General features: G+C 59.9%; 31 protein-coding genes and 1 pseudogene. 14 read left to right on the top strand and 18 right to left on the bottom strand.

Annotated features, from left to right (window positions below; translation table 11 throughout):
- Positions 1-22: 22 nt before the first annotated feature.
- Complete coding sequence (locus tag EV130_RS20300; protein WP_132661336.1) at positions 23-343, bottom strand: YnfA family protein; 321 nt, start codon at positions 341-343, stop codon at positions 23-25.
- Positions 344-424: 81 nt separating this feature from the next.
- On the opposite strand from EV130_RS20300, the gene EV130_RS20295 reads away from it, so the two are divergent.
- The 9 genes from EV130_RS20295 (at position 425) to EV130_RS20255 (ending at position 6,074) form a co-directional block, all read left to right on the top strand.
- Positions 425-853: an NUDIX hydrolase gene (locus EV130_RS20295; RefSeq protein WP_074060708.1), complete on the top strand. Its 429-nt coding sequence runs from the start codon at positions 425-427 to the stop codon at positions 851-853.
- Between the two features lie 48 nt (positions 854-901).
- Positions 902-1,333: a TIGR02301 family protein gene (locus EV130_RS20290; protein ID WP_132661163.1), complete on the top strand. Its 432-nt coding sequence runs from the start codon at positions 902-904 to the stop codon at positions 1,331-1,333.
- Positions 1,334-1,433: 100 nt separating this feature from the next.
- Positions 1,434-1,691 carry a hypothetical protein gene (locus EV130_RS20285; protein ID WP_027507415.1) on the top strand — a complete coding sequence of 86 codons (258 nt, stop codon included), beginning with the start codon at positions 1,434-1,436 and terminating at the stop codon, positions 1,689-1,691.
- Between the two features lie 11 nt (positions 1,692-1,702).
- A complete protein-coding gene (locus tag EV130_RS20280) occupies positions 1,703-2,452 on the top strand; it encodes a glycoside hydrolase family 12 protein (RefSeq protein ID WP_074060706.1) in 750 nt (249 codons plus the stop codon).
- A 79-nt stretch (positions 2,453-2,531) separates the two neighbouring features.
- The gene (gene ygfZ, locus EV130_RS20275; RefSeq protein ID WP_132661161.1) at positions 2,532-3,371 is read left to right on the top strand and encodes a CAF17-like 4Fe-4S cluster assembly/insertion protein YgfZ; all 840 of its coding nucleotides are present in this window, start codon (positions 2,532-2,534) and stop codon (positions 3,369-3,371) included.
- Positions 3,372-3,397: 26 nt separating this feature from the next.
- On the top strand, positions 3,398-3,973 hold the full coding sequence (locus tag EV130_RS20270; protein ID WP_074063101.1) for an HD domain-containing protein: 576 nt from the start codon (positions 3,398-3,400) through the stop codon (positions 3,971-3,973).
- Positions 3,970-4,500 carry a tyrosine phosphatase family protein gene (locus EV130_RS20265; protein ID WP_074060704.1) on the top strand — a complete coding sequence of 177 codons (531 nt, stop codon included), beginning with the start codon at positions 3,970-3,972 and terminating at the stop codon, positions 4,498-4,500. Before EV130_RS20270 ends, EV130_RS20265 begins: the two co-directional genes overlap by 4 nt.
- A gap of 32 nt (positions 4,501-4,532) precedes the next feature.
- Positions 4,533-5,432 (top strand): mechanosensitive ion channel family protein, encoded by a 900-nt coding sequence (locus EV130_RS20260; protein ID WP_132661333.1) that lies wholly within the window; start codon positions 4,533-4,535, stop codon positions 5,430-5,432.
- Between the two features lie 66 nt (positions 5,433-5,498).
- On the top strand, positions 5,499-6,074 hold the full coding sequence (locus EV130_RS20255) for a hypothetical protein (protein WP_074060702.1): 576 nt from the start codon (positions 5,499-5,501) through the stop codon (positions 6,072-6,074).
- Between the two features lie 23 nt (positions 6,075-6,097).
- Here EV130_RS20255 and EV130_RS20250 read toward each other — a convergent pair whose 3' ends face one another.
- From EV130_RS20250 to EV130_RS20240, 3 genes are all read right to left on the bottom strand, one after another.
- Positions 6,098-6,613 (bottom strand): superoxide dismutase family protein, encoded by a 516-nt coding sequence (locus tag EV130_RS20250; protein ID WP_074060701.1) that lies wholly within the window; start codon positions 6,611-6,613, stop codon positions 6,098-6,100.
- A 126-nt stretch (positions 6,614-6,739) separates the two neighbouring features.
- Positions 6,740-7,069 carry a hypothetical protein gene (locus tag EV130_RS20245; RefSeq protein ID WP_074060700.1) on the bottom strand — a complete coding sequence of 110 codons (330 nt, stop codon included), beginning with the start codon at positions 7,067-7,069 and terminating at the stop codon, positions 6,740-6,742.
- Positions 7,070-7,170: 101 nt separating this feature from the next.
- A complete protein-coding gene (locus EV130_RS20240) occupies positions 7,171-7,509 on the bottom strand; it encodes a hypothetical protein (protein WP_132661158.1) in 339 nt (112 codons plus the stop codon).
- On the opposite strand from EV130_RS20240, the gene EV130_RS20235 reads away from it, so the two are divergent.
- The 3 genes from EV130_RS20235 (at position 7,508) to EV130_RS20225 (ending at position 10,879) form a co-directional block, all read left to right on the top strand.
- Positions 7,508-9,301 carry a putative bifunctional diguanylate cyclase/phosphodiesterase gene (locus EV130_RS20235; protein ID WP_132661155.1) on the top strand — a complete coding sequence of 598 codons (1,794 nt, stop codon included), beginning with the start codon at positions 7,508-7,510 and terminating at the stop codon, positions 9,299-9,301. The two genes, EV130_RS20240 and EV130_RS20235, sit on opposite strands and share 2 nt — an antisense overlap.
- A 72-nt stretch (positions 9,302-9,373) precedes the next feature.
- Entirely contained in the window at positions 9,374-10,018 is a 645-nt protein-coding gene (locus EV130_RS20230) for an HD domain-containing protein (protein WP_132661153.1), read from the top strand.
- A 9-nt stretch (positions 10,019-10,027) separates the two neighbouring features.
- Positions 10,028-10,879 (top strand): MOSC domain-containing protein, encoded by an 852-nt coding sequence (locus EV130_RS20225; RefSeq protein WP_074060697.1) that lies wholly within the window; start codon positions 10,028-10,030, stop codon positions 10,877-10,879.
- Here the strand turns inward: EV130_RS20225 and EV130_RS20220 are convergent.
- The 11 genes and pseudogenes from EV130_RS20220 to rpoZ form a co-directional block, all read right to left on the bottom strand.
- Positions 10,876-11,871, bottom strand: a complete 996-nt coding sequence (locus EV130_RS20220; protein WP_132552102.1) for an aldo/keto reductase — start codon at positions 11,869-11,871, stop codon at positions 10,876-10,878. The genes EV130_RS20225 and EV130_RS20220 overlap by 4 nt on opposite strands.
- A 98-nt stretch (positions 11,872-11,969) precedes the next feature.
- Positions 11,970-12,749, bottom strand: coding sequence for a DNA repair protein RecO (gene recO / locus EV130_RS20215; protein WP_132552101.1), 780 nt, complete (start codon positions 12,747-12,749; stop codon positions 11,970-11,972).
- Positions 12,750-12,803: 54 nt separating this feature from the next.
- Positions 12,804-13,229, bottom strand: a pseudogene (locus EV130_RS20210) (response regulator); the annotation flags it as partial.
- Positions 13,230-13,471: 242 nt separating this feature from the next.
- Positions 13,472-14,413 (bottom strand): GTPase Era, encoded by a 942-nt coding sequence (era, locus tag EV130_RS20205; protein WP_074060694.1) that lies wholly within the window; start codon positions 14,411-14,413, stop codon positions 13,472-13,474.
- A gap of 7 nt (positions 14,414-14,420) precedes the next feature.
- On the bottom strand, positions 14,421-15,140 hold the full coding sequence (gene rnc, locus EV130_RS20200; RefSeq protein ID WP_074060693.1) for a ribonuclease III: 720 nt from the start codon (positions 15,138-15,140) through the stop codon (positions 14,421-14,423).
- Positions 15,137-15,880, bottom strand: coding sequence for a signal peptidase I (gene lepB, locus EV130_RS20195; RefSeq protein ID WP_074060692.1), 744 nt, complete (start codon positions 15,878-15,880; stop codon positions 15,137-15,139). Before lepB ends, rnc begins: the two co-directional genes overlap by 4 nt.
- Positions 15,881-15,994: 114 nt before the next feature.
- On the bottom strand, positions 15,995-16,399 hold the full coding sequence (acpS, locus tag EV130_RS20190; protein WP_074060691.1) for a holo-ACP synthase: 405 nt from the start codon (positions 16,397-16,399) through the stop codon (positions 15,995-15,997).
- Positions 16,400-16,424: 25 nt separating this feature from the next.
- A complete protein-coding gene (locus tag EV130_RS20185) occupies positions 16,425-17,015 on the bottom strand; it encodes a DUF2062 domain-containing protein (protein ID WP_074060690.1) in 591 nt (196 codons plus the stop codon).
- A 149-nt stretch (positions 17,016-17,164) separates the two neighbouring features.
- The gene (locus EV130_RS20180) at positions 17,165-17,314 is read right to left on the bottom strand and encodes a DUF3563 family protein (RefSeq protein ID WP_074060689.1); all 150 of its coding nucleotides are present in this window, start codon (positions 17,312-17,314) and stop codon (positions 17,165-17,167) included.
- 164 nt (positions 17,315-17,478) lie between these two features.
- Positions 17,479-19,686: a RelA/SpoT family protein gene (locus EV130_RS20175; protein ID WP_074060688.1), complete on the bottom strand. Its 2,208-nt coding sequence runs from the start codon at positions 19,684-19,686 to the stop codon at positions 17,479-17,481.
- Between the two features lie 120 nt (positions 19,687-19,806).
- A complete protein-coding gene (gene rpoZ / locus EV130_RS20170) occupies positions 19,807-20,211 on the bottom strand; it encodes a DNA-directed RNA polymerase subunit omega (RefSeq protein ID WP_022714636.1) in 405 nt (134 codons plus the stop codon).
- A gap of 295 nt (positions 20,212-20,506) precedes the next feature.
- On the opposite strand from rpoZ, the gene EV130_RS20165 reads away from it, so the two are divergent.
- The gene (locus EV130_RS20165; protein ID WP_022714635.1) at positions 20,507-21,088 is read left to right on the top strand and encodes a LabA-like NYN domain-containing protein; all 582 of its coding nucleotides are present in this window, start codon (positions 20,507-20,509) and stop codon (positions 21,086-21,088) included.
- Between the two features lie 3 nt (positions 21,089-21,091).
- Here the strand turns inward: EV130_RS20165 and EV130_RS20160 are convergent, their stop codons facing one another.
- From EV130_RS20160 to dapA, 3 genes are all read right to left on the bottom strand, one after another.
- Positions 21,092-21,508 carry a DUF3830 family protein gene (locus tag EV130_RS20160; protein WP_074060687.1) on the bottom strand — a complete coding sequence of 139 codons (417 nt, stop codon included), beginning with the start codon at positions 21,506-21,508 and terminating at the stop codon, positions 21,092-21,094.
- Between the two features lie 3 nt (positions 21,509-21,511).
- Positions 21,512-21,991 carry an SsrA-binding protein SmpB gene (gene smpB / locus EV130_RS20155; protein WP_022714633.1) on the bottom strand — a complete coding sequence of 160 codons (480 nt, stop codon included), beginning with the start codon at positions 21,989-21,991 and terminating at the stop codon, positions 21,512-21,514.
- 112 nt (positions 21,992-22,103) lie between these two features.
- On the bottom strand, positions 22,104-22,988 hold the full coding sequence (dapA, locus tag EV130_RS20150) for a 4-hydroxy-tetrahydrodipicolinate synthase (RefSeq protein ID WP_132552098.1): 885 nt from the start codon (positions 22,986-22,988) through the stop codon (positions 22,104-22,106).
- A gap of 215 nt (positions 22,989-23,203) precedes the next feature.
- Between dapA and EV130_RS20145 the strand changes: the two genes are divergently transcribed.
- Positions 23,204-25,279: a lytic transglycosylase domain-containing protein gene (locus EV130_RS20145; RefSeq protein WP_132661150.1), complete on the top strand. Its 2,076-nt coding sequence runs from the start codon at positions 23,204-23,206 to the stop codon at positions 25,277-25,279.
- Positions 25,280-25,293 lie beyond the last annotated feature (14 nt).

The following is a 25,293-nucleotide window of genomic DNA, read 5'->3' as shown; positions in this document are numbered from 1 at the left end:
TCGCAACGGTCAAGTCGCAGCCCTAGCTGCGCGGGCCGAAGAGGATGATCGCCGTACCGGCAAGGCAGACGGCCGCCCCACCGATATCCCAGCGGTCCGGAACACGGTTTTCTGCAAGCCACAGCCAGACAAGCGATGCGACGATATAAATGCCGCCATAGGCCGCGAAGGTGCGCCCGGCCGCCTCGCTCGGCACCATCGTCAGAAGCCCGGCAAAGAGGGCAAGCGAGACCATGCCCGGCGCGAGCCAAGCAATCGGCTTGCCCAGCCTCAGCCAGGCCCAGAAGGCAAAGCAGCCCGCGATTTCAAAAAGGGCTGCAAATGCGTAGATGATATAGGTCAGGGTTCCCTTTCCTTCGAATCGGCGATTGAATATCAAAACGAGAATACGGAAATCCGCGACCGAGTGTAGAGACGACAGGTCATGACCTCAAAACCAAGAGCAGCGTCTTCAGCAATCCTCGAGCGCAACGGCCGCTTTCTCCTCGTGCTCCGCCGCAACCCGCCGTCTGCGGACATGTATGCTTTCCCCGGCGGCCGGGCGGAGGACGGCGAGACGCCTGACCAAACGGCCCTGAGGGAACTTGAGGAGGAGACCGGCATCCGCGCCTATAGCCCGCAGCTCCTTGCGACCTACGACCTGAAGGCCCATGCCGCCGACGGCAGCGTCAGCAGCCACTTCCTCCTTTCGGTCTTCACCGTAAAGGCTGACGCGGAAGCTGTAGCCGAGGCGTCGGACGACGCAGCGGCTCTCGGCTGGTACACCGTCAAGGAAATCCGTCGCTTGCCGGTGCCGCAGTCGGTGCTTGAATGTGCCGAACGGCTCTGCGTGCAACAATATCGGCGTGGATAGTCATCAGCCTGCCTTGTTCCGGTCACGGCGCAGGTATCATCTATCAACATGATTCCCGTTCGACGCGTTTTTCTGTCTCTCGCTGTCTGCGCCGGCTCGACAATGGCTGCTGCGGCATGGGCGCAGGACAAGGCTCCGCCGGCGGTGAGCGAATCGGTGCCGGCAGCGCCCGTCGTCGTGCCTTATGACGACAAGCTTTCGCGGCTGGCGGAGGTGATCGGCTCGGTCCACTACCTGCGCACGCTCTGCAAGGCGCCGGGCGGCAGCGAATGGCGAAGCGACATGCAAAAGCTGCTGGATTCGGAGACGAGGGATGAACCGCAGCGGAAGGAAAAGCTGACGGCGGCGTTCAACCGCGGCTACCGCGCTTTTGCTTCAGTCTACACCGATTGCACTCCGTCAGCCATCGTGGCAGAAGAGCGCTACCGTAACGAAGGTGCAACACTCGCCACGGAAATTACCTCGCGCTTTGGAAATTAGGGATAAATTAACCTGTTTTCACTCCCGCACGTGTCGTTTTGGGAAAAGGCTGATAGACTTGTTAACCAGGCAGTAAGGCATGCAATTTGAGGAAGAGATAATGGAACCAAGCCTCAATGACATCGACGACATGATCGTCCACGAAAAGATGCAGGCGGCTCTGGAATACCACAACGAAGCCTGGGCCGACGGTATGGCTGACGGTATCGAGCCAGAGATCATTGCCGATACGGCAATCGTTCAAGCGCTGCGCGAAACGATCCGCCGCCATGGCGAAAAGGGTGCAGAAGCGCTGCTTGATTCGCTGCGCGAACGAATGCTGGGTGGCGAATTTTCTCCGAACCGCACCCTGCAATAACAGAGAGTCTCATGCGTACCGGTAAGGACACCGAATCGCGGCTACCGATCGCGCCGCTCCTGCTCGCTGTTTGCCTCAGCGCCGGCATTCTGGCGGCTCCTTCGGCAAGTGCTCTTTCTGAACTCCAGAAGATTCCGGGCCAAGCCGACCCGCAGGCGGCCGATCAGGAAAATTCCGGACAGTCCCAGATACCGTCTTCAACGCCTCCGGGCGTGCCGATGCCGGACCCCCTCATCAGCAAGGACAGCAGCCAAGGGAGCGACATGACGCCCGGCGCTGATGACCAATCGAAGCCTGTCGAAGTGATCTACGACATCAGCAAGGCTCCAGAGCCTGTACGCCGCATGCGCGAGCAGATCGTAGAAGCCGCAGCATCCGGCGACCTGGAGCGTCTGCGACCGCTCTTCGGCAGCGGTGCGGAACAGACGCAAGTGTCCGTGGGCGAACCGACGGACGACCCGATCGGCACGCTGAAAGACCTATCGGGCGACCCTGACGGCGACGAAATCCTCGCAATCATGCTCGACGTGATCTCGACCGGTTTCGTGCATGTCGGCGCAGGCACGCCGGACGAGATGTATGTCTGGCCTTATTTCGCCGAGAAGGATCTGAAGGCTTTGACCCCGCCGGAACGCGTGGAACTGTTGCGAATCGTCACTGCGGGCGATTTTTCCGACATGCAGGAATTCGGCGGCTACAATTTCTACCGTCTCGGCATTACGCCGGCCGGCAAATGGAAGTTCTTCACGGCCGGCGACTGAGCTTGGCTTTTCGATCCCGCTTGCAGCCAGCGCGCGGAAGACCTACTTCTGAGCGATAACGAACGCGACAGGTTCAGCCATGCCAGCCGTCTTTCTGAAGGATCGCGCGCTCATCCGCGTCAGCGGGGCCGACGCCGAGGCCTTTTTGCACAATCTCATTACGACCGACGTCGTCTCGCTTTGCGCAAGCGAAGCGCGGCCGGGCGCGCTGCTGACGCCGCAGGGCAAGATCCTGTTCGACTTCATGATCTGGCGCGACGGCGCCGATTTCATCATCGAGACGGACACCGGCCAGCAGGATGCACTCTTGAAGCGGCTGGCCATTTACAAGCTGCGCGCCGCCGTGACACTTGAACCGGACAAAGACCAGGGCGTTACCGTTTCCTGGGACGAACAAGCCGCGGAAGGGGTGGCCGACAGCCGCTTTGCGAAGGCCGGCGGGGTACTGATGCGCCGCGGTGGCAATCATGGTGCGGCCGATGCCATGCTTTACGATGCCCTGCGCGCCGAGCACGGCGTTGCGATTTCCGGTCGGGATTTCACCCTGCAGGACGCGTTTCCGCATGACGTGCTGCTGGATCTGAACGGTGGCCTCTCCTTCAGGAAGGGATGCTATGTCGGTCAGGAAGTCGTTTCCCGCATGCAGCACCGCGGCACCGCGCGCCGACGTGTCGTATCAGTCAGCGCCGATGCCGAACTGCCCGCCACGGGGACCGAGATCACGGCTGCCGGAAAGCCGCTCGGCGCGTTGGGCACCGTCGTCGGCAGCAATGGGCTTGCGATCGTCCGCATCGATCGCGCCGGCGAAGCCATCGCAAACGGCATTCCGCTGCTGGCGGGAGAGACGACCGTTTCGCTGAGACTGCCGCCGTGGTCCGGCCTCACCTTCCCTGCCGTCGCAAACGAGGTAAGCGCGTGAACAAGGAGCCGCGCGCATGGCAGCGCATGCTGTCTGGCCGACGCCTGGATCTGCTCGACCCCTCGCCGCTGGATGTCGAACTCAGCGATATCGCCCACGGGCTGGCGCGTGTCGCGCGCTGGAACGGCCAGACACGCGGGAACCATGCCTTCTCCGTCGCCCAGCACTGCCTCGTCGTCGAGGACATCTTCCGGCGGTTCAACCATGCGACGCCTGACGATTGCTTGATGGCGCTGCTGCACGACGCCCCCGAATATGTGATCGGCGACATGATCTCGCCGTTCAAGTCAGTCGTCGGCGGCGGCTATAAGGCCGTGGAAAAGCGTCTCGAGGCGGCCGTTCACCTGCGCTTCGGCCTGCCGCCGCACCCGTCACGGGAACTCAAGGAAAAGATCAAGAAGGCCGATACGATCGCGGCATATTTCGAGGCGACCTGCCTTGCCGGTTTCACGCCTGTCGAAGCCCGGAAATTCTTCGGCCAGCCGCGCGGCATCAGCAAGGACATGCTGTTGATCGAGCCGCTTCCGGCGCTGGATGCGCAGCGACTCTTCTGCGAGCGCTTCGAGGCGATCGAAATGATGCGGAGGAGCACGAAACTATGACGAGGATCGTCGTTTCGCCCCTTTCCGGGATCGCCGAAATGGCGGTGCGCCACGGCGCGCGGGAAATGATCAGCCTGATGGCAAAGGAACAGGCCTTCCACCGGCCCGGCGTGATTGCCGCCGACCGCCATCTACTTCTGTATATGAACGACATTGCCTTCAAGGGAACGGGAAAGCTGGTCGCGCCTGAGGAGGAGCATGTGCGCCGGCTGATCGATTTTGCCGCCGCCTGGGACCAGCGCTCTCCTCTGCTGATCCATTGCTGGATGGGCGTATCCCGCTCCCCCGCCGCCGCCCTGATCGCCGCGCTTTCGCTTGCGCCTGAGCAGGACGAGATGGCGCTGGCAAAGCGCCTGCGCATCGCCTCGCCCTATGCGACGCCAAATGCCCGCATTGTCGAAATCGGCGATGTGCTGCTTCGACGAAAGGGCCGTCTGGTGGATGCCGTGCGCGCCATCGGACGCGGTGCCGATGCCGATGGCAATGCGCCTTTCGTGTTCTCGGTAAAGACCGAATTGGTCGGTTGACGCTTCCGCCTCCTGCCCCATCTAGCCTCGGCATGGAGCAGGCAACGGACGTCATCGCGGCAACCCGCACGGCGCTCAACGAGGCAAGCGCGCTTGCCGTGCAATATGCGTTCTCGATCCTTGGAGCGATGATCCTTCTGATCGCCGGCTGGATCATGGCAGGCTTCGTGAGCCGTTGGGCCTATGAAGGCATGTCGCGGGTGCGTGGCATCGACGAGACGCTGGCGCGTTTCTTCACGAATGTCTTGCGCTATGCACTGTTGATCCTCGTTTTTGTTACGGTTCTTGCCCAATTCGGCGTTCAGACTGCGTCGATCATCGCTGCTCTTGGCGCTGTGGGCCTGGCGATCGGCCTTGCGCTGCAGGGAACGCTGCAGAATATTGCAGCGGGCATCATGCTGCTCATCCTGCGCCCCTTCCGGGTCGGGGAGTATATCGAGACGAGCAGCGTCTCGGGCACCGTTCGCGAGATCGGTCTCTTCGCCACGGAATTGAAGACATCCGACGGGCTCTATCGGCTCGCTCCGAATTCCATCCTCTGGAACACGCCGATCACCAACTACAGTCGTGAACCAACGCGCCAGAACGAGCTGAAGATAAGCCTCGCCTATGAAGACGATGCCGATGCCGCCATGGAGCGATTGCTCGGCTTTGCCAAGGCCGACCCGCGCATCCTTAGAACGCCGGCCCCTGCCGTCTTCATCGACAGCATGAGCGGCGCCACGATCGGTATCACGCTGCGCTACTGGGCCAAGACCGGGGACTGGTGGGGCGTGAGCCGCGACATGATCAAACGCGCCAAGCTCGCCGTAGACCGAAACGGGCATCTCATTCCCCCCTACGGCACGAAAGTGCCGCCCAGTCCGGCGGACGCCGACGCCGAAGGGATAGCCGGCGAGCCGGCGATGTCCGAAAGACAAGGCCGCCGGTAGGCAACCGGTGCTCCGCCGCGGAACGTTTTGACGCTCTGTCGGTTACCCTTCCAAGGAGATTGACCGATGCCGCTGCCGAACTACCGCGATACGTTTGTGCAGTGCCTGCAGACCCTGAAGGGACTTACCGGGCCGTCGGAAGAATATGTCCGGTTTCGCTGGCAGGCGATCTATCTGACGCGCGGACGCTTCTCCTATTTCTTCCAAGGCGCGCTCGACGGTCAGGTCAACGGCTTTTCCGGACAGCAGATCGATCTGACCAACGGCGAAATAACCCTCATTCCCGCCCGTTCCGCTGCGCTTTACGGGGCGACCTTCGGGCTTAACGAGGCAATCACCGCCTATAATGGTCCGGCAAAGTCGGTCATCGACGTCGCACATGCCTTCAACGAGGCAAGCGAGATGAGCTACCATCCGGAATTCTTCTATGTCCGGATGAACCTGCTACACAGCGCCAATGACAGCCGGATGGGCTTTACGCTCGATCCGCGCCTCAGGGAAAATACCAATCTCATCTTTGTCGGCGTTGAAGACCAGGTGACGGCGGATTTGCTGGAGGAAAGCGATATCGCTCGCTGGGTAGCGCAGGAAAAACCGATGGCTTCGACGGACTGGTACGCCGAGCGCTTCTACTACAGTTGAGAAGACGGCGCGTCTTGCCCCCTTCATTCGATAACGCCGCAAGCCAGCCTTGCGCCTGCATCGCCCGCCGGCTGACTGCGATAGTCATCCGAATTTGCGTGGATCATGAGGGCACGGCCGCGAACGCCGTCCTCCTTGCCGTCAAGCGTGGCCATGCTGTTGAAAACCTGTGCGCGCAGGACGCCATGTTGATCGACGAACTGGTTCGGCATATCGCCGGCATGCGGACCCTTGGCTGTCAGGATGCCGTGCTCGGCCTTCGTCGGATCGAAATGCTTGCCTGCCGATTCATGATGGGTGGCCGGGTCGCATTTGCCGACTTCGTGGACATGGAAACCTACCCATCGGTTTGCCGGAAGGTTAGAGACCTCCAGCTCGATCAATACACCGCCGCTGGCCGCAGCCGTCAGCGTAGCACGGCCGTTTTCCTTGCCGTCCTCTCCGACAAAATTTGCAACTGCCGTCTGCTTGTCCTGCGCAATTGCCATCGAAGCCGTTGCGGCAACGGCAAATGCCGCGATTGTGACGATCCTGGCCATCCGGATTCCTTCCATTTTTGAGAGCTTATTGTTCCCAACGCCTCATGGAGGAAGGTGTTCCTGCTGCAGACCAGGCAAAGAAAAAGCCGGCCATCGGGGCCGGCTGTCGATTGCTGCAGGTCAAGCTCAGGACGCGATGTCGAGGTCGTACTGGCCGTATGTATTTCGGTAGATTTCGGAGGCGTGATCGCTCTCGCCCGCCGCATTTTGAGAATTCGATGCAACGCTCCCGGCGCCGCTATCGCCAAGTTCGATCATCAGCGCAAGAACATTGTCGCCAGCTGTAGAGCGCGGCTGGCCTCCGGCATCGTCTTCACTGAACCGCTTGAAAATGCCGGGCTTTTCATCAGCTGCGCGTTCCCCGCGGCTCAATACGCCGTCTCCATTCGCGTCCAGCCGCGAAAGGGTCGCCAAATAGGCATAAGACGTTTCTGAAACAGATGAAACATGAGTCATACAAACCTCCGTTCACCGCCTTTTTTTCGGTGATGTCTGTACGCAATACGATCGGGAAAACCAAAAACTGACTCGGTGGGTAAACTGATTTGCGAGTCGGGTCAATAAGTTGTTAACTTCTCATTAATCAAGATTGACAAAGCTTTTACGCGAAGCTTGCCGCCTCGCATCCCGCGTGCATGCGGCATTGCGAAAAACATGAGATTTTTGATATACGTCGCAGGCAACCGATTGTTAATTCGACCAACAGATAATGATTGCACCGGGTTGCCGCAGCGTAACCCGTCGTTTCCGGTATTGTTTAATAGTTTAAATGAATATTCAAAATTTTTAGAAAGGCTTGCATGCCCGGCGCCAAGCGCGGCGTTTCCTGCTCGGATCTGAGCTGTGGGATCAGCGGTGATTCGTAGTGGCCTGCATGCAGGAGTAATTGCCCTCATGGATGCTGAAACGCTTTTTTGGCAGCAATGCACCCAAGCCGTAGGCAGCGACGGTTCAGTCGACGCCAAGCGCCTCATGGCGCTGGTCATCGAGACCTATCGAAGCCATGGCCGCAACCATGCCCTTTTCGCCCTCGTGCTCGATAACCTGCCGCTCGGTCTCAGCGTCTTCGACGCGGCACAGCGCCTGATCCTTTGCAACGACCGGTTCCGCCAGCTCTTCGGTTTCTCCGCCGATCAGGCGGTCCCTGGAGTTTCGGTGCGAGCTCTCAGTACCAGGATCCGCGGAAAAGAGAGGAAGATGGTGCGATCCAAATACCGATCCAAAGAGGCGCCCGCAGTGCCGCCCGGTCAAGGTAGAATCCGCCGGCGCGAATGGCTGATGGATGACGGCCGCGTTATCTTCAGCGTTGTGACCGTCTTACCGGATGGCAGCAACATCGCGATCCATTCCGACATTACCGAAGAGCGGAAGGCCGCCGAGCAAATCGCCCACCTCGCGCATCATGATCCGCTGACCGGCCTGCCGAACCGCATCCGCTTTCGCGAGCAGGTCGACGCAGCTCTTTCCGAGCGTGCGCCGGACGAGCAGATCGCGCTCGTGCACCTGAACCTCGACCGCTTCAAATCCATCAACGATACGATGGGCGTTTCGACCGGCGACACCATCCTTCGCCAGGTTGCCGAACGCATCCGTGCATCGGCCAGCAGCGAGAACACGCTGGCCCGCCTCGGCTCCGATGAATTCGCAATTCTTCAACGCGGAAGGCAGCAGCCGTGGAATGTCACGGCGCTTGCCGACCAGATCCGTCGAGAGCTTTCCGAGCCCTTTTTTCGCGGCGACAAGCAGATCGAGCTCAGCGTCTCGATGGGAATTGCACTGGCGCCAGAAGATGGCGCCGAGACCGACGTATTGCTCCGCAATGCCGGCGTCGCGCTCTCGCAGGCCAAGGCGGACGGACGCAAGCATGAGCGCTTCTTCACCACCGAGATGGCATCAAGCATCCAGGCCCGCCACGCGCTCGAAGCCGACCTTCGGCTGGCATCCCACAACGACGAATTCGAACTGCATTACCAGCCGCTCTACGACCTGCGTCAGCAGCGCATTTGCGGTTTCGAAGCCCTTCTGCGCTGGAACCATCCGACGCGCGGCCGCGTGCCGCCGATGGAGTTCATCCCACTTGCCGAAGAGGTCGGCATCGTCGTCGATATCGGGCGCTGGGTTCTCAGAAAGGCGTGCAGCGAGGCTGCCTGCTGGCCGGAAGACATCAAGATCGCCGTCAATGTCTCGGCGATCCAGTTCACCAGCGGCAATCTTGTAGCCGATGTCGATGAGGCCATTGCTGAGGCTGCGATATCCCCGGCGCGGCTGGAACTGGAAATCACCGAAAGCGTGCTGATGGAAAATCTCGACGATACGCTGCCGATCCTTCATGCCCTGAAGGAACGTGGCATCCGCATTTCCATGGATGATTTCGGTACCGGTTATTCGTCGCTGAGCTACCTGAGCAGCTTTCCTTTCGACAAGATCAAGATCGACAAATCGTTCGTCTGCGGAATATCCGAAAACAACGAAGCCTATGCCATCATGCACGCGATCATCCTGCTCGGCGACGCACTCGGCATGCGAGTCACCGTCGAGGGCGTCGAGACGGCCGAACAGAAGAGCCTGCTCGAAAGTGAGGAATGCGATGAGATTCAAGGCTACTACATCAGCCCACCGGCACCTGCCCGGGACATCGCGCGGCTGCTTTCAGCATCGCGCTCCGGATCCATGGAGAAGGTGGGTTGAGAGCTTCATTGCGACTCGTGCCGGGAAGCTTTATGCGAAAGTCCCAGCGCTTCCAAAATTCCGGTGACAGGCATGTTCGACGCCAAGGCCTTTTCTCCTTTCGAGAGTCTCGCGGCCAAACTCACTTTCTACGCCACGGAAGGCGATGACGGGTCGCATGACCTTGCCCATATCCTGCGCGTCTTCCGCAATGCGATGCGGATACATGCAACAGAGGGCGGAGACGGTCGGATCCTCGCCGCCGCCGTTTTGCTTCATGACTGCGTCGGAGTCGAAAAGAGCTCCCCGTTGCGGTCCAAAGCTTCGACACTCGCGGCACAGAAGGCATCCGGCATCCTGGAGAGACTGGGCTGGGCGGCAGATGAGATCGCGGCCGTCGCGCATGCGATCACCACCCACAGCTTTTCTGCCAACATCACGCCCGAAACCCTGGAAGCGAAAATATTGCAGGACGCCGACCGCCTCGATGCAATCGGCATGGTGGGCGCGGCGCGCTGTTTTTATATCGGCGGTCGCATGGCGTCTGGCCTTTATGATCCATTCGATCCGGCTGCCGAACGACGCCCCCTCGACGATCGGCGTTATGCCATTGACCATTTCCAGACAAAGCTGTTCAAACTTGCCGACGGATTCCAGACGGCGGCGGGGCGCGCCCTTGCCGCCGAACGCGACAAGCGTCTGCGCGACTTTCTCACAGCATTCATGGACGAGATCTAGGAGAACGAAATGCGCGTCAGCGATCTTTTCATCTATCCGCTCAAGAGCGCTCGCGCCATTGCCATCCCTTTCTCGGCGGTCGATGCATTCGGCCTTTCCGGCGACCGGCGCGCGATGGTGACGGATCCTGACGGTCATTTCATCACGCAACGCGAATTGCCGGCACTCGCACGGATCGAAGTCCGACCCGAGCCGGAGACTTTTCGGCTGGTGATGACGGGCAAGCCGGATATCGCCGTCCCGCAGCCGGAGCGCCGCATGGACGTCGTCGTCTGGAAATCCCTGGTGAACGCCGCAGTTGCCGACGACGAAAGCAATGCTCGGCTTTCCCAATGGCTCGGACGGGAGGTGAGACTGGTCTTCTTCGATAGCCAGGCACAGCGCATCGCCAATCCCGAATGGGCAGGCGGTGAGACTCCCATGACATTCGCTGACGGCTATCAGATCCTGGTGACGACGACCGGTTCGCTGAAAGCGCTCAACGCCAACCTCGCCTCGCTTGAGCAGGGCAGCGTCGGCATGGAGCGCTTTCGGCCGAACATCGTTATCGATACGGACGAAGCCTGGCTGGAGGACCGCTGGGCGGCAATCGAGATCGGCGCAATCCGTTTCGATCTGGTGAAACCCTGCTCGCGCTGCATCATGACGACGCAGGACCAGGTGACGGGCTCTCGCGATGTGCCAAACCCGATGGTCGCCATGAGCCGCATCCGCATGTCGGCAGACCGCCGCGTGCCCGGCCCGATTTTCGGCTGGAATGCCGTACCGCGCGGCTCCGGCCGGATCGCCATCGGCGATGCTGTCACCATCATCGAGGAACGGCCGGAAGGCTGGGCTTTCAAGGTGCGCGCGTCGGGTTAACGGCCCGCGAGCGCCGCATCGATCCGTGCCATCAGGTCCCGTGACAGCGGTCCCTTTTCCAAAGCGCCGGCGTTTTCCTCGACCTGGGCGACTGTGCGGAAGCCGGGAATGGGCAGCGTGCGTGGCGAGCGTGCCCATAACCATGCAAGAGCGCCTTGCGTCAGCGTGCGGCCGCCCGTGGTCAAAAGGTCGCGGACGGCTTCCAGGCGGGCTGCGAATTGCGGCGCGATGCGTCCATCCTTGAAATAAACCATCCAGTCGAGGCTCGAGGCGCGGACATCCTTGACGCCGACCGTCGTCTCCGGCGTGAATTTGCCGCTCAAGAGCCCCATCGCCAGCGGCCCGCGGTTGATCGACAAAAGGCCGTTCATCTCTATCACATCGACCATGGCCGGCACCGGCTCGAAGACATTCATTGTGTGCTGTACGGATACGAATCCCTTGCGACCTGCATGACGGGCAGCGCGATCGGGGAAGTCCGTGCTCCAACCGAAGGCGTCAATCTTACCTTCGCCCTTCAAAGCCTCGAGTACATCAAAAACTTCGTCCGACGCTTCCAGCGGAAAATCGTTCAGGTGGAACTGCAGGAGATCGAGCCGCTCGCGCTTCAGCCGGCGCAGCGACGTTTCCGCCGATTGGCGGATGAAGGCCGGATCGGCAAAGGCGCCAGTTGCCTGCTTCGTCTTCTCGTCGGTGGCAAAGCCGAATTTCGTGGCAATAATGATATTGTCTCGATTGCCAATCGCGTGGCCAACGATTTCTTCCGAATGCCCGGCGCCATAGTTCGAAGCCGTGTCGAAAAAGCGGATTCCGAGATCGACGGCGCAATGTATGGCCTCGATCGACTCGTCGTCGTCGACCTCCCCCCAGCCGAGTGGCACATCACCTGAGAAGAACGGCCCGCCGATCGCCCAGCAGCCCATGCCGAGCCTCGGGATTTCGCCGCCATTCCAGAGCTTGATCATTGTCGCATTATCTGTCTTCGTCAGCATGAAAGTCCTCCAAAGCAACATGAGCAGACATAGGCAGGACGCCGGAACGGATAAACCTCCAATTCCGCAGCATGTTTTTCAGCAGTGAAAGACAACCCTTAGGCCGAGCGCTCGTCCGGCGCGGCAGGAACGGCCGTGGGAGACGAACTCGATTTGAGTGCCTTCAGGGCTGCCTGAATGAAGCCATCGCGGGCGGCCGTCGCCTCGATGCCGCGCGGCTCGTAGACGTGGCGATGCAAGAAAAAGCCCGTCAGGCGAAAGGCCGCGCTCAGACCGTCGAAGTCTGCGGCATCATTGCCGTCGGCGCGCAGAAAGGCCGGAAGCACGAACATCTTGTCCGCCCAGGGGATCCCGGCTGTCCGGCTCACCGCCCGGCCGGATTTCGGCGAGACAAAGGCAAGGTCGGTCCGCGCGCCGGTTGCAGCGCATTCGTCAAGGTCAAGGCCGAAGCCGAGGTCGTTGAGGACGGCAAGCTCGAAACGGACGAAAAGTTCACCGGCATCCGCCGGATTGTGGAGATTGTCGAGGATGACTTCGAGCGCATCGTAAAGATGGGGATGCGGGTCGCGCTCCGGCAAAAGCCGCAAAAGAGCGCCCATTGCCTGCACGCCATAGACGGCGGTGGCTGTTTCCATGAGCTGTGCTGCGCGCAACCGCAGCGGCTCGATGCGGAATTCGCCGAGATGCTCGTCGAGGCGCGCGCGCCAGATGACATCCACCTCGTTGCCCGGCTGCAGCACCGGCTGCATCGCGCGCGAACGGCCGGAACGCACCATGCCGAGATGCCGGCCGCGAGCACGCGTCATCACTTCGGCAATGACGCTGGTCTCGCCGTGGCGCTTGAGGCCAAGAATGATTGCATGATCCTGCCACTGCATGGCGAACGAACCTCGGGCTTGCCGAATTGATCCTAAAGCAAGCACGGCCTTATGTCATGGAGCCGGGTCCAATTCGGCAGTCGGAAAGAGCTTCTCGAGGAATTCGCGCATCGCACCTTCATCAAAGGGCTTTACGAGAAGCGGCACATCCTGGAGGTCCGGCGGGAAGTCTCGCGTATCGGAATAGCCGCTGACGAAGCCGAAAGGGATGCCTATATCATTCAGATGCCGCGCAAAACCGAAGCTCATCGCCTCGCCGAGATTGACGTCGAGCAGCGCGAAATCATAGCTTTTTGATTTCACGGCATCCATCGCCTGATCGAGGTCGCCTGCGATATCGATGGTCTCCACGCCGACGGCGCGGAGCATATCTTCCGCCTCCATCGCGATGATGAGACTGTCTTCAAGGATCAGAACACGGCTTGCGTTCATGATCTCCGCGCCCTTCGCTGAACGCCGTTTACGGCGCACACCGCCTGCTTAACCCGCATCTCTACCTCTGGTACCCCCTTATGCCCGGTTAGCGGGCTATAAGCCATGCGACCTGAGTGAGCCGCTTTTTCCGATTCTGTCGATAAGAGACAAAATCGGATGAAAAGTGGCATCACCGACCTTATTTTCTGTTTGAGCATTTTGCATTCAAAAAAGACGTGGCCGCATAAATTTTATGAGCGGCCGCCTGGTGTCGCCAAGCCCCATTCCAGCCGGTCTTTTTCAATCGGTCAGCGCGGAAAGTCGAGTCCCATTTCCCGGAACCGCTCCGGGTCATCGCCCCAGTTCTCGCGAACCTTGACGAAGAGGAAGAGGTGCACCGGCTGCTCGAGGATTTCGGCGAGCTCCTTGCGGGATGCCGAGGAGATCGCCTTGATCGTCTCGCCGCCCTTGCCAAGCGTGATCTTCTTCTGGCTGTCGCGTTCGACGTAGATCACCTGCTCGATACGGACCGAACCGTCATTGCGCTCTTCCCACTTTTCCGTTTCGACATGGGAGGAATAGGGAAGCTCCTGGTGCAGTCGCAGGAAGAGCTTTTCGCGGGTAATCTCGGCAGCGAGCTGGCGCATCGGCAGATCAGAGATCTGATCCTCCGGATAATACCAGGGGCCCTCGGGCAGCGTCTTGGCGAGATAATCCATGACGTCGTCGCAGCCCGAGCCGTTCTCTGCCGAGATCATGAAGGTCTGCTCGAAAGCGATCTTCTCGTTCGCCGCGGCGGCCAGCGCCAGCAAGTCTTCACGCTTGACGCGGTCGATCTTGTTGAGCAGCAGAATCTTCGGCTGCCGCACCTCCTTGAGGCCTTGAAGGATCGCCTCCGCGTCGCCGCGCAGGCCGCGCTCGCTGTCGATCAGCAGCATGATGAGATCGGCATCCTTGGCACCGCCCCAGGCCGACGTCACCATGGCCCGGTCCAGCCTGCGGCGCGGCTTGAAGATTCCGGGCGTGTCCATGAAGACGATCTGCGCATTGCCATGAATGGCGATGCCGCGGACAATGGCACGCGTCGTCTGCACCTTATGGCTGACAATCGACACCTTGGCACCGACAAGGCGGTTTACCAAGGTCGATTTCCCGGCATTGGTCGGGCCGATCAGGGCGACGAAGCCGGAATGCGTTTCGCCATTGGTTTCAGCGGCGACTTCATGCGCCATATCGTTTTCGTTCGTCATTGTCCCGTCAATTTCCGGCAGAGGTTTTCTGCCAAATGCCTTCGCGTTCCAGCATCTTTGCTGCGGCGATCTGTTCGGCCGCACGTTTCGAGCGCTCAACGCCCGTTTCCGGCTTCACGCCGACGACTTCAACCGTCACCGTGAAGCGCGGATCATGATCCGGCCCGGTGCGTTCTTCAACCCGATATTGCGGCGTGACGCCGAATTTCGCGTGCGCCCATTCCTGCAGTTCGGTCTTGGCGTCGCGCTTTGCGCCGTCGGCGCGGGTCGCCCGCTTTTCCCAGTAATTCAGGATGAAGCGGCGGGCGACTTCAAGACCGCCGTCGAGATAGAGTGCCGCGATCAGGCTTTCAACGACATCGGCGCGCACGTTCATCATGCGCTTGCCGGTGAGCTTCTTGACGTCAGCGCCTGTACGGACAAACAGGTGCAGGCCCAGTTCGTCGGCCACTTCCGCGCAGGTTTCGGCGCTGACCAACTGGTTCAGGCGCACCGACAGCTCGCCCTCCCCGGCCGTCCCGAAAGTGCGAAACAGAAGTTCGGCGATGCACAGGCCCAGCACACGGTCGCCCAGGAACTCCAGACGTTCGTAGTTGGCGCCTTTCTGCGTGCGGGCGCTCGCATGCGTCAAAGCCCGGTCCAGGCGCTCCTTGCCGGCGAACTCGTGGCCGATCAAGGCTTCAAGCCTCGTCCGGTCCGCCGCCGAAAGCGTCTGCACTTTGCTCATTCAACAACCTTGAAGAGGCGGTCCCACCGCATGTTGGTCGGCCATTTCCAGATTTCGCGGAACGACGTGTCGTTGCCGAGCGAGAAGAAGATGACGCTGGCGCGGCCGACGAGGTTTTCCGCCGGAACGAAGCCGACGTCAAAACGGCTGTCGAGAGAATTGTCGCGGTTATCGCCCATCATGAAGTAATGGCCCTCCGGCACGACGAAATCCTGGGTGTTGTCGCCGCGCGAGACGGGCGACTGGTCGAGCGTGTCGTAGGTCTTGCCATTGTCGAGCGTTTCGCGGAATACCGGCACGTCTTCGCCCGGATCGAGCTTGTAATCGGAGGTGAAGGCGCCGTCCGCCACCTTCGGAACCGGCTTGCCATTGATATGGAGCACGCCATCCGTGACCTGGACATGGTCGCCCGGCAGGCCGACGACGCGCTTGATGTAGTCGATATCCGGGTTCGGCGGGAAGCGGAAGACGACGATATCGCCGCGATTCGGCTCGGAGCCGAAGATGCGGCCGCTGAAGAGATCTGGCGAAAAAGGCAGCGAATATTTCGAATAGCCGTAAGCGAACTTGTTGACGAAGATGTAGTCGCCCACGAGCAGGGTCGGCATCATCGAGCCGGATGGAATCGTGAACGGCTGGAAGAAGACCGTCCGGATCACCATCGCCAGCAACAATGCCTGAATAATGACTTTAATATTTTCCCAAAGGGCGTTCGGCTTAGTATCGGCTTTTTCGGACACGCAGTCTTGTTCCTTAAAGGCGCCGCAGCGGCGCAATCTCTGTTTGCTTCTCTCTAGCGGCTTCGGCCGGTGGCGGCAATGCCGCGAACATGAAAAGCGACGACACGCCGCTCCTCACAGGCTTTCCGGCAGCGCTTCAATGATCACGAACGCCTGGGCAAGCGGGTAATCATCGGTGATCGTCAAATGTACCATCGCCTTGTGTCCGGCAGGCAGCATGGACTGAAGCACGACAGCGGCGCCCCCCGTCAATTGCATCGTCGGCTTGCCGCTCGGCAGGTTGACGACACCCAGATCCTTCCAAAAAACGCCCTGCGCCATGCCCGTGCCGAGCGCCTTCGAACAGGCTTCCTTGGCGGCGAAACGCTTGGCATAGGATTCGGCGCGGTTGGCGCGGCGGTCGGAGCGCGCCCGCTCGATCTCGGTGAAGCAACGGTGGGTGAAGCGCTCGCCGAAGCGCTCGAGCGACTTTTCGACACGGCGGATGTCGATCAGGTCGCTGCCAATGCCGATGATCATGCGATGCCTCTCTGTCGAAACGAAATCATACCGTCGGAGTATCCCGCGCGGGATGGGCAAGGTGAAGGCGCGCCCGCTCCATCAGCCTCTCGCGGCGGCGGACTTGAAAGCCCTTCACGGTGTAGAACGTCAGGATATAAAGCACAACGGAGGTAATGGCGGCCGGAGGAATGGCACCGACCAGCATTGGCTCGAGCACCGGTTTCCAGAGCTCGTTGAAACGGAGCTTGTGAAAAAGCTCCATCAGATCGACGGACTGCCCGGCCATTGCATTTTGGCGCCTGAGCAGCAGATGACCGATCTCCCAGGTGGCCGCCCAGATGAACGGATATGTGAGGGGATTGCCGAAGGCCGCCGTGCCGAGCGCTGCCGCAACCATGTTTCCGGAGAGGAAATAGGCAAGCACGAAAGCCATGATGAAATGCACGCCGATGAACGGCGTCCAGGATACGAAAACGCCCGCTGCAACACCCATTGCCACGGCATGCGGTGAAGCCGTCAGGCGCAGGATGCGCATCTTCAGATAGCGCAGCGGACGCAGAAAACCCTTGCGGGGCCAGAACAACTCCCGCGTCCTTTCACGAAATCCTGCAGGTTTTCTACGGCGAAACAGCATGGCGGCTATTTAGGACAGCGCATCTTGCCATGACAAGAGCAGTAAAGACTCTCGGGGCGCGCGCGCCAAAGCCGCCGTCAAAGTTCGTCACCGAAGGGCGCACCTCATGCTTGGCGCCCTTTCACATCCTTGGAAGTATCGAGCCGCAATCAACGGCCACGGAACAGGCCACGGTCAACCTGACGCTGACGATATTCAAGATCGATACGGTCATACGAACCGTTGAGGTATGCCATTTCACGTTCCTGTAGGCTCGGGACGCGAAGGGCGCGGGCGATTTTCTTGATCGGACTAAACATAGCGTTGGCTCTTTCTTTTGTTCATTCTCTGACGACCAGAAGATAGGTGCTGCAGTGCACAATTACCAACGCTCTAATATAGGCACAGCCATGCAAGCTGCGCATGCCTTGCCTTTTCGGCACGCGTATTCCGCAACAAAGAGGTTATAAAATGTGCAGACGCCTCAGTCGTAAAGGCGCCGCACCGTCGCGATACAATCCAGATCCTTCAGTTGCGCAAGCAGCTGGTTGAGCTGGCGGAGATCCCATACTTCGACATCGACCGCCATTTCGGTGAAGTCGGCGGCGACGCGAACCGTGTTCAAGGAACGGATATTTACGTCAAGGCCTGCAACCGATTGCGCAACCTTGGCCAGCGTGCCCGGCTCGTTCAATGCATTGATGAGCACGCGCGCCATGAAGCGCGACTTGTTGGCCTCGTCCAGGTCCCAGCGCACATCGATCCAGCGATCGGGCTGATCATCGAAACGTTGCAGCGCCGACGACTGGATCGGGTAGATGGTGATGCCCTTCCCCTTCTCCATGATGCCTACGATGCGATCGCCGGGCACGGCGCCTGCGGGCGCGAACTGCACGGCGATGTTGCCGGAAATGCCGCGGATCGGTCCCATATCGGCGTCCGTCTCCGCCTTGTTCTTGTCTGGGACCTTAAAGATCATCCCCGAGGCGCTGCGGACGTTGAACCAGCCGTCATCGCCGCTCGGCTTGACGGTGACGCGCTCATCCTGATGGTCAGGATAGACAGCGCGCAAAACATCAAGCGAGGACATCTCGCCCCGGCCGACGGCGGCAATTGCGTCTTCGACGTCCTTCTGGCCCAGGCGGTGCAGCGCCGGCTTCATCGCGTCCCGGGAGAATATCTTCCCCGCCCGCTCGAAGGTGCGCTCCAGAATGCGATGGCCGAGGCCTGCATATTGCTTGCGGATCGCCAGGCGCGTTGCGCGGCGGATTGCGGCACGCGCCTTGCCGGTGACGACGATCTCCTCCCACGCAGCTGGCGGAACCTGTACGCCTGAGCGGATGATCTCGACCTCGTCGCCGTTTGCAAGTCTTGTTACCAGCGGCATTATGCGGCCGTTGATCTTGGCACCAACCGTCGTGTCGCCGATATTGGTGTGAACGGCGTAAGCAAAATCGATCGGGGTTGCGCCACGCGGCAAGGCGATCAGCTTGCCCTTCGGCGTGAAGCAGAAGACCTGGTCCTGGAACAGCTCAAGCTTGGTGTGTTCGAGGAATTCCTCGGGGCTATCGCCTTCGGCCAGCGCCTCAATCGTATGGCGCAGCCATGAATAGGCATTGGATTCGCGCGAGAGAATATCGCCCTCGGTATTGGTCGCGCCGTCCTTGTAAAGGGCATGCGCGGCAATGCCGTACTCGGCGATCTCATGCATGCGCTTGGTGCGGATCTGCAGCTCGATGCGCTGGCTGGAGGGGCCGACGATCGTCGTGTGCAGCGAGCGGTAGTCGTTCTGCTTTGGCGTTGAGATGTAGTCCTTGAAGCGGCCAGGCACGACGCGCCAGCGCATATGAACGATGCCGAGCGCGCGATAGCAGGCCGGAACGTCCTCGACGAGGATGCGAAAGCCATAGACATCCGAAAGCTGCTCGAAGGAAAGCGACTTCGACTGCATCTTGCGGAAAACCGAATACGGCTTCTTCTGGCGCCCCTTGACCTTGGCTGTCGTCAAGCCGTTGGCCACCAGGAGATCGCGAAGTTCCGTTTCGATCTTCTTGACCAAGCCTTCGTTACGCTGCGAGAGCTCCTGCAGACGCTTCGTGACGGTTTCGTAAGCCTCCGGGTTGATGTGGCGAAAGGAAAGCTCCTCCAGCTCATCGCGCATGTCCTGCATACCCATGCGCCCCGCAAGCGGCGCATAGATTTCCATCGTCTCCTCGGAGATGCGGGCACGCTTGTCCGCCGACATGTGGTCGAGCGTTCGCATATTGTGCAGGCGGTCGGCCAGCTTGACGAGCAGCACGCGCACATCGTCGGAGATCGCAAGCAGCAGCTTGCGCAGGTTCTCCGCCTGCTTGGCCTTCTTGGTGACGAGATCGAGCTTTTTGATCTTCGTCAGGCCCTCGACCAGCCGACCGATATCCTCGCCGAAGAGCTCGTCGATCTCGGCGCGTGTCGCCGTCGTATCCTCGATCGTATCATGCAGCAGAGCAACGGCAATCGTCGACTCGTCGAGATGCATGTCTGTCAGAATCGCGGCGACTTCGAGCGGATGGGAGATATAGGGATCACCGCTGGCACGCTTCTGCTGTCCGTGCTTCTGCATGGCATAGACATAGGCTTTGTTCAGCAGAGCTTCATTGGCGTCGGGCTTGTATTTTTGCACCCGCTCCACGAGCTCGTACTGCCGCATCATCCCGGGACTACTCCAATAAAAACAAAAGCGCGCCAATCACCGATTGGCGCACGCACTGGTAATAATATGCCTTAGCAATAAAGGCGCAAGATTGACGATTGGTAATCGTCTCGCGACGTATCAGTAGTCGTCGCTCTTTTCCGGAGGCACGAGACCTTCGATACCCGCCAAAAGCTCTTCTTCCGACATCTGGTCGAAAGTGATCGTCTCGGGCTGATCGTCCTGCTCCTCGCCTTCCGCAGCCGCAACGCCACCAGCGGCAATGAGGCTTGCCGGATCCGGTTCGGGCTCGTCGACTTCGACATGCTTCTGCAGCGAGTGGATGAGGTCTTCCTTCAGATCGTCGGGAGACAGCGTTTCATCGGCGATTTCGCGCAGCGCCACGACGGGGTTCTTGTCGTTGTCGCGATCGATGGTGATCGAGGCACCCTGGGAAATCAGCCGGGCGCGGTGGCTGGCAAGCAGAACCAGCTCGAAGCGGTTCTCAACTTTGTCGATGCAATCTTCAACTGTGACACGGGCCATTGCCTGTCCTTTACGGTCGTGATTTCGGGATTAGAACGCCCGATACAATTAAAAGCAGGCGAATTCAAGTTTTTCGTGCGCGGCCCCGCCGTTTATGGGCCGACCTGCTAAAATTTTCGAGCGAATGTGACAATTCCACCGTTAGTTGCTTGGAATATGCCGAATCGTGCCCTAAATCTCCTTTATATGAATAATTCATAAATTAAGAATTATTCTTTCTTCGCTAGTTAAGCCATTGTTTTTATGGAATTTTGACCGAAGAAGATTTGGATTACTCTAATTGGATTGGCAAGCGATGTTCGACCCACGCGAAAAGATTGCACTCTTCATAGACGGCGCCAACCTCTACGCTGCATCCAAGAGTCTCGGCTTTGATATCGATTATCGCAAACTATTGAAAGCGTTTCAGAAACGCGGATACTTGCTGCGCGCTTACTATTACACCGCGCTGATCGAGGATCAGGAATATTCCTCCATCCGTCCGCTGATCGACTGGCTCGACTACAACGGATACAAGGTCGTCACCAAGCCTGCCAAGGAATTCACCGACTCCATGGGCCGCCGGAAGATCAAGGGCAACATGGACATCGAACTGGCGATCGACGCCATGGAGCAATCCGAAACCGTCGACCACCTCGTCATCTTTTCCGGCGACGGAGATTTTACCACCCTGGTGGAAGCCCTTCAGCGCAAGGGCCGTAAGGTGTCGATCATCTCCACGATGGCGACGCAGCCGCCGATGATCGCCGACGACCTGCGCCGCCAAGCGGATCACTTCATCGATCTGCTGTCGCTGAAAAGCGAGATCGGCCGCGACCCGTCCGAACGCCCGCAGAAGCCCGTCGAGATCGCCCCGGCGAGCGACTTCGAGGAGTAATTCTCAATCCAAAGCCTCAAACAGTATCGGCTGGGCGCCTTTCCACAGTACCAGTTTGCCCATGTCATCGAGCTGTTCGCGGCCTTCGACGACCGTCAGGAAATGATTGCCGGCAAGAGCGCCCATCTTGCTCGCAAATGAGGAGCTGCCATAGGCAAAGAGCAGTTCTGTCTCGCTGTACCCGCCCGGATAAAGCAGGATATCGCCGCGCGACGGATGGCAGGTGTGATTTTCGAAATCCACTCCGAACTGATGATCGCCGAGTGGTACCCAGATCGCCTCTCCGCTCCATCGCGAATGGATGGTCTGATTTCGAAAGGGCAGCAGCGACGTGAACGCCGCGCAGGTTCTCGGAGCCTTTTCCACCTCCAGCTTCGCCACGAAGACTTGCGACGCTACGGAAATCTTCAGCCTTCGCATCGCTTAACCATTGTCCTTCAGCAGGCGGCTCTTCTGCCTGTTCCAATCGCGCTCCTTCTCAGACTCGCGCTTGTCGTGCAGCTTCTTGCCCTTGGCCAGCGCCAGTTCCATCTTCGCCCGGCCGCGGTCGTTGAAATAGATTTTCAACGGGATCAGCGTCATGCCTTCGCGATTGATGCCGGCACGCAGTCTGTTGATCTCGCGGCTCGACAAGAGCAGCTTGCGGCGGCGGCGCGGCTCGTGGTTGAAGCGGTTGGCCTGCAGATATTCCGGCAGGTAGGAATTAATGAGCCAAATCTCGCCGCCTTCATCCGAAGCATAGGATTCAGCGATATTGGCCTTGCCCTCGCGCAAGGACTTGACTTCGGTGCCCATCAGAACGAGCCCGGCCTCATATGTATCGATGATTTCGTAGTTGAAGCGGGCCTTGCGGTTTTCGGCCACGACCTTCTTCACGATACGCTGGCTGCCTTTGGGGGCCATGACTCAATCCAATCCTTGCGGGCGCGCAAAACCACGCGCCCTCATTACGCCCATATGTAGGAGAACAGCCGAAACTTGTGAAGGCGGACGCAGCCCCGACTTCCAGCTCCGCTCAGTTCAGCAGCCCGGCATGACGCATCGCGGCATCGATTGCCGCTTCTGTCGCCGGCTCCAGTGTGGAGAGCAGCGGCGAGCGCACGTTGCGCCTCATGCGTTCGAGCCTGGAAAGGCCGTATTTCGCGCCGCAGAGGCCGGGCTCCAGGAAGATTGCCTTGTGCAGCGGCATCAGGCGGTCCTGATATTCGAGCGCCTTGTTGTAGTCACCGGCAAGCGTTGCCGCCTGGAATTCGGCACAGAGACGCGGCGCGACATTGGCCGTTACCGAAATGCAGCCAACGCCTCCATGGGCGTTGAAGCCGAGTGCCGTTGCGTCCTCGCCCGAGAGCTGGCGGAAATCCTTGCCGCAGGTGATACGCTGTTCGGAAACGCGCTCGATCTTGCCGGTTGCATCCTTGACGCCGACGATGTTGGAATGCGCCTTGGCAAGCGCGCCCATCGTTTCCGGCGTCATGTCGATCACCGAGCGGCCGGGAATGTTGTAGATGTAGATCGGTATCCTGACGGCCTCGGCGATGGCCGAAAAATGCGCGATCAGACCCTTCTGGGTCGGCTTGTTGTAATAGGGCGTTACGACGAGCACGGCATCTGCGCCCGCCTTTTCGGCATGCTGGGCAAGCTCGATCGCCTCGCGCGTATTGTTCGAGCCGGCGCCTGCCATGACCGGTACCCGCCCGGCCGCCGCTTCGATGCAGATTTCCACGACACGTTTGTGCTCGCCATGCGACAGCGTCGGTGACTCGCCCGTCGTGCCGACAGGGACGAGACCACTGCTGCCTTCCGTGATCTGCCAGTCCACATGGGAAGCGAAGGACGCTTCATCAACCAGTCCGGCATCAGTGAAGGGGGTGACGAGGGCGGGAATGGATCCCTTGAACATGCGCAACTCCTCACGGCCGATATCCACGCTTCAGCCGCATTCCTTGAATATAGGTTGCGCACCATAAAGCGGCGAAATCGCCGCGACAAGCGCGCATGGATCGGTTTAGGGCAAATTCCGACATCAAATGTGAACGAATTTTACTGGTTTCGGTAAGGTTTCATTAAGAGGCCTGTGGCGAAACTCGAGGCATATTTTCCTGGCGAGTATACCGGATGAAAAGAGCTGTGTTGATCTTCTCCACCTTCGGTCTTGCGGCCGCCGCGTGGAGCAGCGCCGCCTCGCCGCTGCCTGACGGGCGCACTCCGGTAGCGGAGCTGAAGCCAATCGGCTTTGTGCCGCAAACCTCGGCACCTGAGTCGATCATGACCGGCGCCATCCCGCGCAGCACGACGGTCGCGCCCGTGAGCGCAAACCTGAAGGCTGGGCTAGACGCGCTTTCCAGCAAGAATCCACAGCAGGCCATCTCGATCCGCAACGGCATGGGCAATGGCACGCTCGACCGGCATGTCCTGACATGGGCGATCGCCGTTTCCGGCATCAAGGGCGTGCCTTCCTATGAAATTGCAGGCGCGGCTCAGGAACTCAAAGGCTGGCCGGGACTTTCCAAGCTGCGCGCTTATTCCGAGCGGGCGCTCTACGACGAAAATCCGGACCCGGCTGCGATTCTCGCGGCTTTCGGCGACACCGCACCGGAAACGACCCCCGGCGCAATGATCCTTTCTCGAGCGCTGGTCTCTGCCGGCAGACAGACACAGGCGGCAAAACATATCCGCAAGATCTGGCGCAGCGAAGCACTCGACACGGAGACCGAAGACAAGGTGCTCTCGGAGTTCTCAGCACTTCTCGGCGCCGCCGACCACAAGGCGCGCATGGAATATCTGATGTATCGGGGCCGGACGGCGCAGGCCAAGCGCTTTGGTGAGATGGGCCAGGCGCAGTCCCTCTACAAGGCGTGGTCGGCTGTTGCGAGCAAGGCGGCCAATGCCGGGGCACTCCTGAATGCAGTCGATGGCAAATGGTCGAATGATCCGGGCTATCTTTTTGCCCGCATCGAATATTTGCGCAAGCAGGACAAATATGCCGAAGCCGCCAAGCTTCTGGCGCAAGTACCTTCAGCGCGCGATGAACTGGTGAATTCCGGCGAATGGTGGAACGAGCAGCGCATCGTCAGCCGCGGTCTTGTCGACCAGGGCCAATTCAAGGCCGCCTACCGCGTGGTCGAAAATCACGTCGCGACGAACCCGGCAGATATTGTCGAAGCCGAATTCCATGCCGGCTGGTATGCGTTGCGCGGGCTGCAGGATCCGGCGACGGCCGAAGCGCATTTCCGCAAGATTCTTCAGGTTTCGAACGGTCCGATTTCCGTTTCGCGGGCCTGGTATTGGCTGGGCCGTGCCGCAGAAGCCGGTGGGGCGGGCAAGTCCGGCGAATTCTACGCAAAAGCAGCAAACTTCCCGAGTACTTTCTACGGTCAGCTCGCAGCAGAGCGGCTGGGGCGAAAGACACTCAATGTCTCCTATCCGTCGCCCACAAGCAAAGACCGGCAGAGCCTGCAGTCACGCGAAGCCGTTCAGGCGATTTCGCGCCTTGAGGCTGCGGGTCATGGCTGGCGTGCGGCAAGTCTTTACCTGGCGCTCGCCGAGCAGCTTCAAAGCGCCGGCGAACTTGCCATCCTGGCGGCGCAGGCGGAAGGCTCCGGCAACCATCACCTGTCGCTGCAGGTCGGCAAGATCGCCTATGGGCGCGGGATGGACGTCGCGGCGCTGGCCTTTCCTGTCGGCGTCATTCCCTCGAACGCGAATATCTCCGGCTCGGGCAAAGCGCTCGCCTATGCCATCGCAAGGCAGGAAAGCGCTTTCAACCCCGCCGCCGTCTCGTCCGCAAACGCCCGTGGCCTACTGCAACTCTTGCCCGGGACCGCCAAGGCAGTCGCCAAGCGCCACAACATCACCTATTCGGCCGACAAGCTGACAGGCGACGCCGGCTACAATGCCACGCTCGGCGCGCATTATCTCGGCGAACAGATCAACGCCTTCGGCGGCTCCTACATCTTGACCTTTATCGCTTACAATGCCGGGCCGAAGCGCGTGCCCGAATGGATCAGCCGCTACGGCGACCCGCGCGGCAAATCCATCAATGAAATCGTCGACTGGATCGAGCGCATCCCCTTTCCGGAAACACGCAACTATGTCCAGCGCGTGATGGAGAATTACGAGGTCTACAAGGCAAGGCTCGGGCAGGCGCCGGATATCGAGCGCGACCTGATCGGCGGGCGATCGTCATCCTGAGCGATTTGCTTTGA

The organism is Rhizobium azibense, from assembly GCF_004342325.1.
Lineage (GTDB): Bacteria > Pseudomonadota > Alphaproteobacteria > Rhizobiales > Rhizobiaceae > Rhizobium > Rhizobium etli_B.
Note: the sequence above shows the minus strand (reverse complement) of the source record. Positions and strands in the feature narration are given on the sequence as shown.

Excerpts from the sequence above, each read along its gene's own strand:
- EV130_RS20295 (WP_074060708.1), top strand. The coding sequence starts at position 425 with ATGACCTCAAAACCAAGAGCAGCGTCTTCAGCAATCCTCGAGCGCAAC.
- EV130_RS20290 (WP_132661163.1), top strand. The coding sequence starts at position 902 with ATGATTCCCGTTCGACGCGTTTTTCTGTCTCTCGCTGTCTGCGCCGGC.
- EV130_RS20285 (WP_027507415.1), top strand. The coding sequence starts at position 1,434 with ATGGAACCAAGCCTCAATGACATCGACGACATGATCGTCCACGAAAAG.
- EV130_RS20280 (WP_074060706.1), top strand. The coding sequence starts at position 1,703 with ATGCGTACCGGTAAGGACACCGAATCGCGGCTACCGATCGCGCCGCTC.
- ygfZ (WP_132661161.1), top strand. The coding sequence starts at position 2,532 with ATGCCAGCCGTCTTTCTGAAGGATCGCGCGCTCATCCGCGTCAGCGGG.
- EV130_RS20270 (WP_074063101.1), top strand. The coding sequence starts at position 3,398 with ATGCTGTCTGGCCGACGCCTGGATCTGCTCGACCCCTCGCCGCTGGAT.
- EV130_RS20265 (WP_074060704.1), top strand. The coding sequence starts at position 3,970 with ATGACGAGGATCGTCGTTTCGCCCCTTTCCGGGATCGCCGAAATGGCG.
- EV130_RS20260 (WP_132661333.1), top strand. The coding sequence starts at position 4,533 with ATGGAGCAGGCAACGGACGTCATCGCGGCAACCCGCACGGCGCTCAAC.
- EV130_RS20255 (WP_074060702.1), top strand. The coding sequence starts at position 5,499 with ATGCCGCTGCCGAACTACCGCGATACGTTTGTGCAGTGCCTGCAGACC.
- EV130_RS20250 (WP_074060701.1), bottom strand. The coding sequence starts at position 6,613 with ATGGCCAGGATCGTCACAATCGCGGCATTTGCCGTTGCCGCAACGGCT.
- EV130_RS20245 (WP_074060700.1), bottom strand. The coding sequence starts at position 7,069 with ATGACTCATGTTTCATCTGTTTCAGAAACGTCTTATGCCTATTTGGCG.
- EV130_RS20235 (WP_132661155.1), top strand. The coding sequence starts at position 7,508 with ATGGATGCTGAAACGCTTTTTTGGCAGCAATGCACCCAAGCCGTAGGC.
- EV130_RS20240 (WP_132661158.1), bottom strand. The coding sequence starts at position 7,509 with ATGAGGGCAATTACTCCTGCATGCAGGCCACTACGAATCACCGCTGAT.
- EV130_RS20230 (WP_132661153.1), top strand. The coding sequence starts at position 9,374 with ATGTTCGACGCCAAGGCCTTTTCTCCTTTCGAGAGTCTCGCGGCCAAA.
- EV130_RS20225 (WP_074060697.1), top strand. The coding sequence starts at position 10,028 with ATGCGCGTCAGCGATCTTTTCATCTATCCGCTCAAGAGCGCTCGCGCC.
- EV130_RS20220 (WP_132552102.1), bottom strand. The coding sequence starts at position 11,871 with ATGCTGACGAAGACAGATAATGCGACAATGATCAAGCTCTGGAATGGC.
- recO (WP_132552101.1), bottom strand. The coding sequence starts at position 12,749 with ATGCAGTGGCAGGATCATGCAATCATTCTTGGCCTCAAGCGCCACGGC.
- era (WP_074060694.1), bottom strand. The coding sequence starts at position 14,413 with ATGACGAACGAAAACGATATGGCGCATGAAGTCGCCGCTGAAACCAAT.
- rnc (WP_074060693.1), bottom strand. The coding sequence starts at position 15,140 with ATGAGCAAAGTGCAGACGCTTTCGGCGGCGGACCGGACGAGGCTTGAA.
- acpS (WP_074060691.1), bottom strand. The coding sequence starts at position 16,399 with ATGATCATCGGCATTGGCAGCGACCTGATCGACATCCGCCGTGTCGAA.
- EV130_RS20185 (WP_074060690.1), bottom strand. The coding sequence starts at position 17,015 with ATGCTGTTTCGCCGTAGAAAACCTGCAGGATTTCGTGAAAGGACGCGG.
- EV130_RS20180 (WP_074060689.1), bottom strand. The coding sequence starts at position 17,314 with ATGTTTAGTCCGATCAAGAAAATCGCCCGCGCCCTTCGCGTCCCGAGC.
- EV130_RS20175 (WP_074060688.1), bottom strand. The coding sequence starts at position 19,686 with ATGATGCGGCAGTACGAGCTCGTGGAGCGGGTGCAAAAATACAAGCCC.
- rpoZ (WP_022714636.1), bottom strand. The coding sequence starts at position 20,211 with ATGGCCCGTGTCACAGTTGAAGATTGCATCGACAAAGTTGAGAACCGC.
- EV130_RS20165 (WP_022714635.1), top strand. The coding sequence starts at position 20,507 with ATGTTCGACCCACGCGAAAAGATTGCACTCTTCATAGACGGCGCCAAC.
- EV130_RS20160 (WP_074060687.1), bottom strand. The coding sequence starts at position 21,508 with ATGCGAAGGCTGAAGATTTCCGTAGCGTCGCAAGTCTTCGTGGCGAAG.
- smpB (WP_022714633.1), bottom strand. The coding sequence starts at position 21,991 with ATGGCCCCCAAAGGCAGCCAGCGTATCGTGAAGAAGGTCGTGGCCGAA.
- dapA (WP_132552098.1), bottom strand. The coding sequence starts at position 22,988 with ATGTTCAAGGGATCCATTCCCGCCCTCGTCACCCCCTTCACTGATGCC.
- EV130_RS20145 (WP_132661150.1), top strand. The coding sequence starts at position 23,204 with ATGAAAAGAGCTGTGTTGATCTTCTCCACCTTCGGTCTTGCGGCCGCC.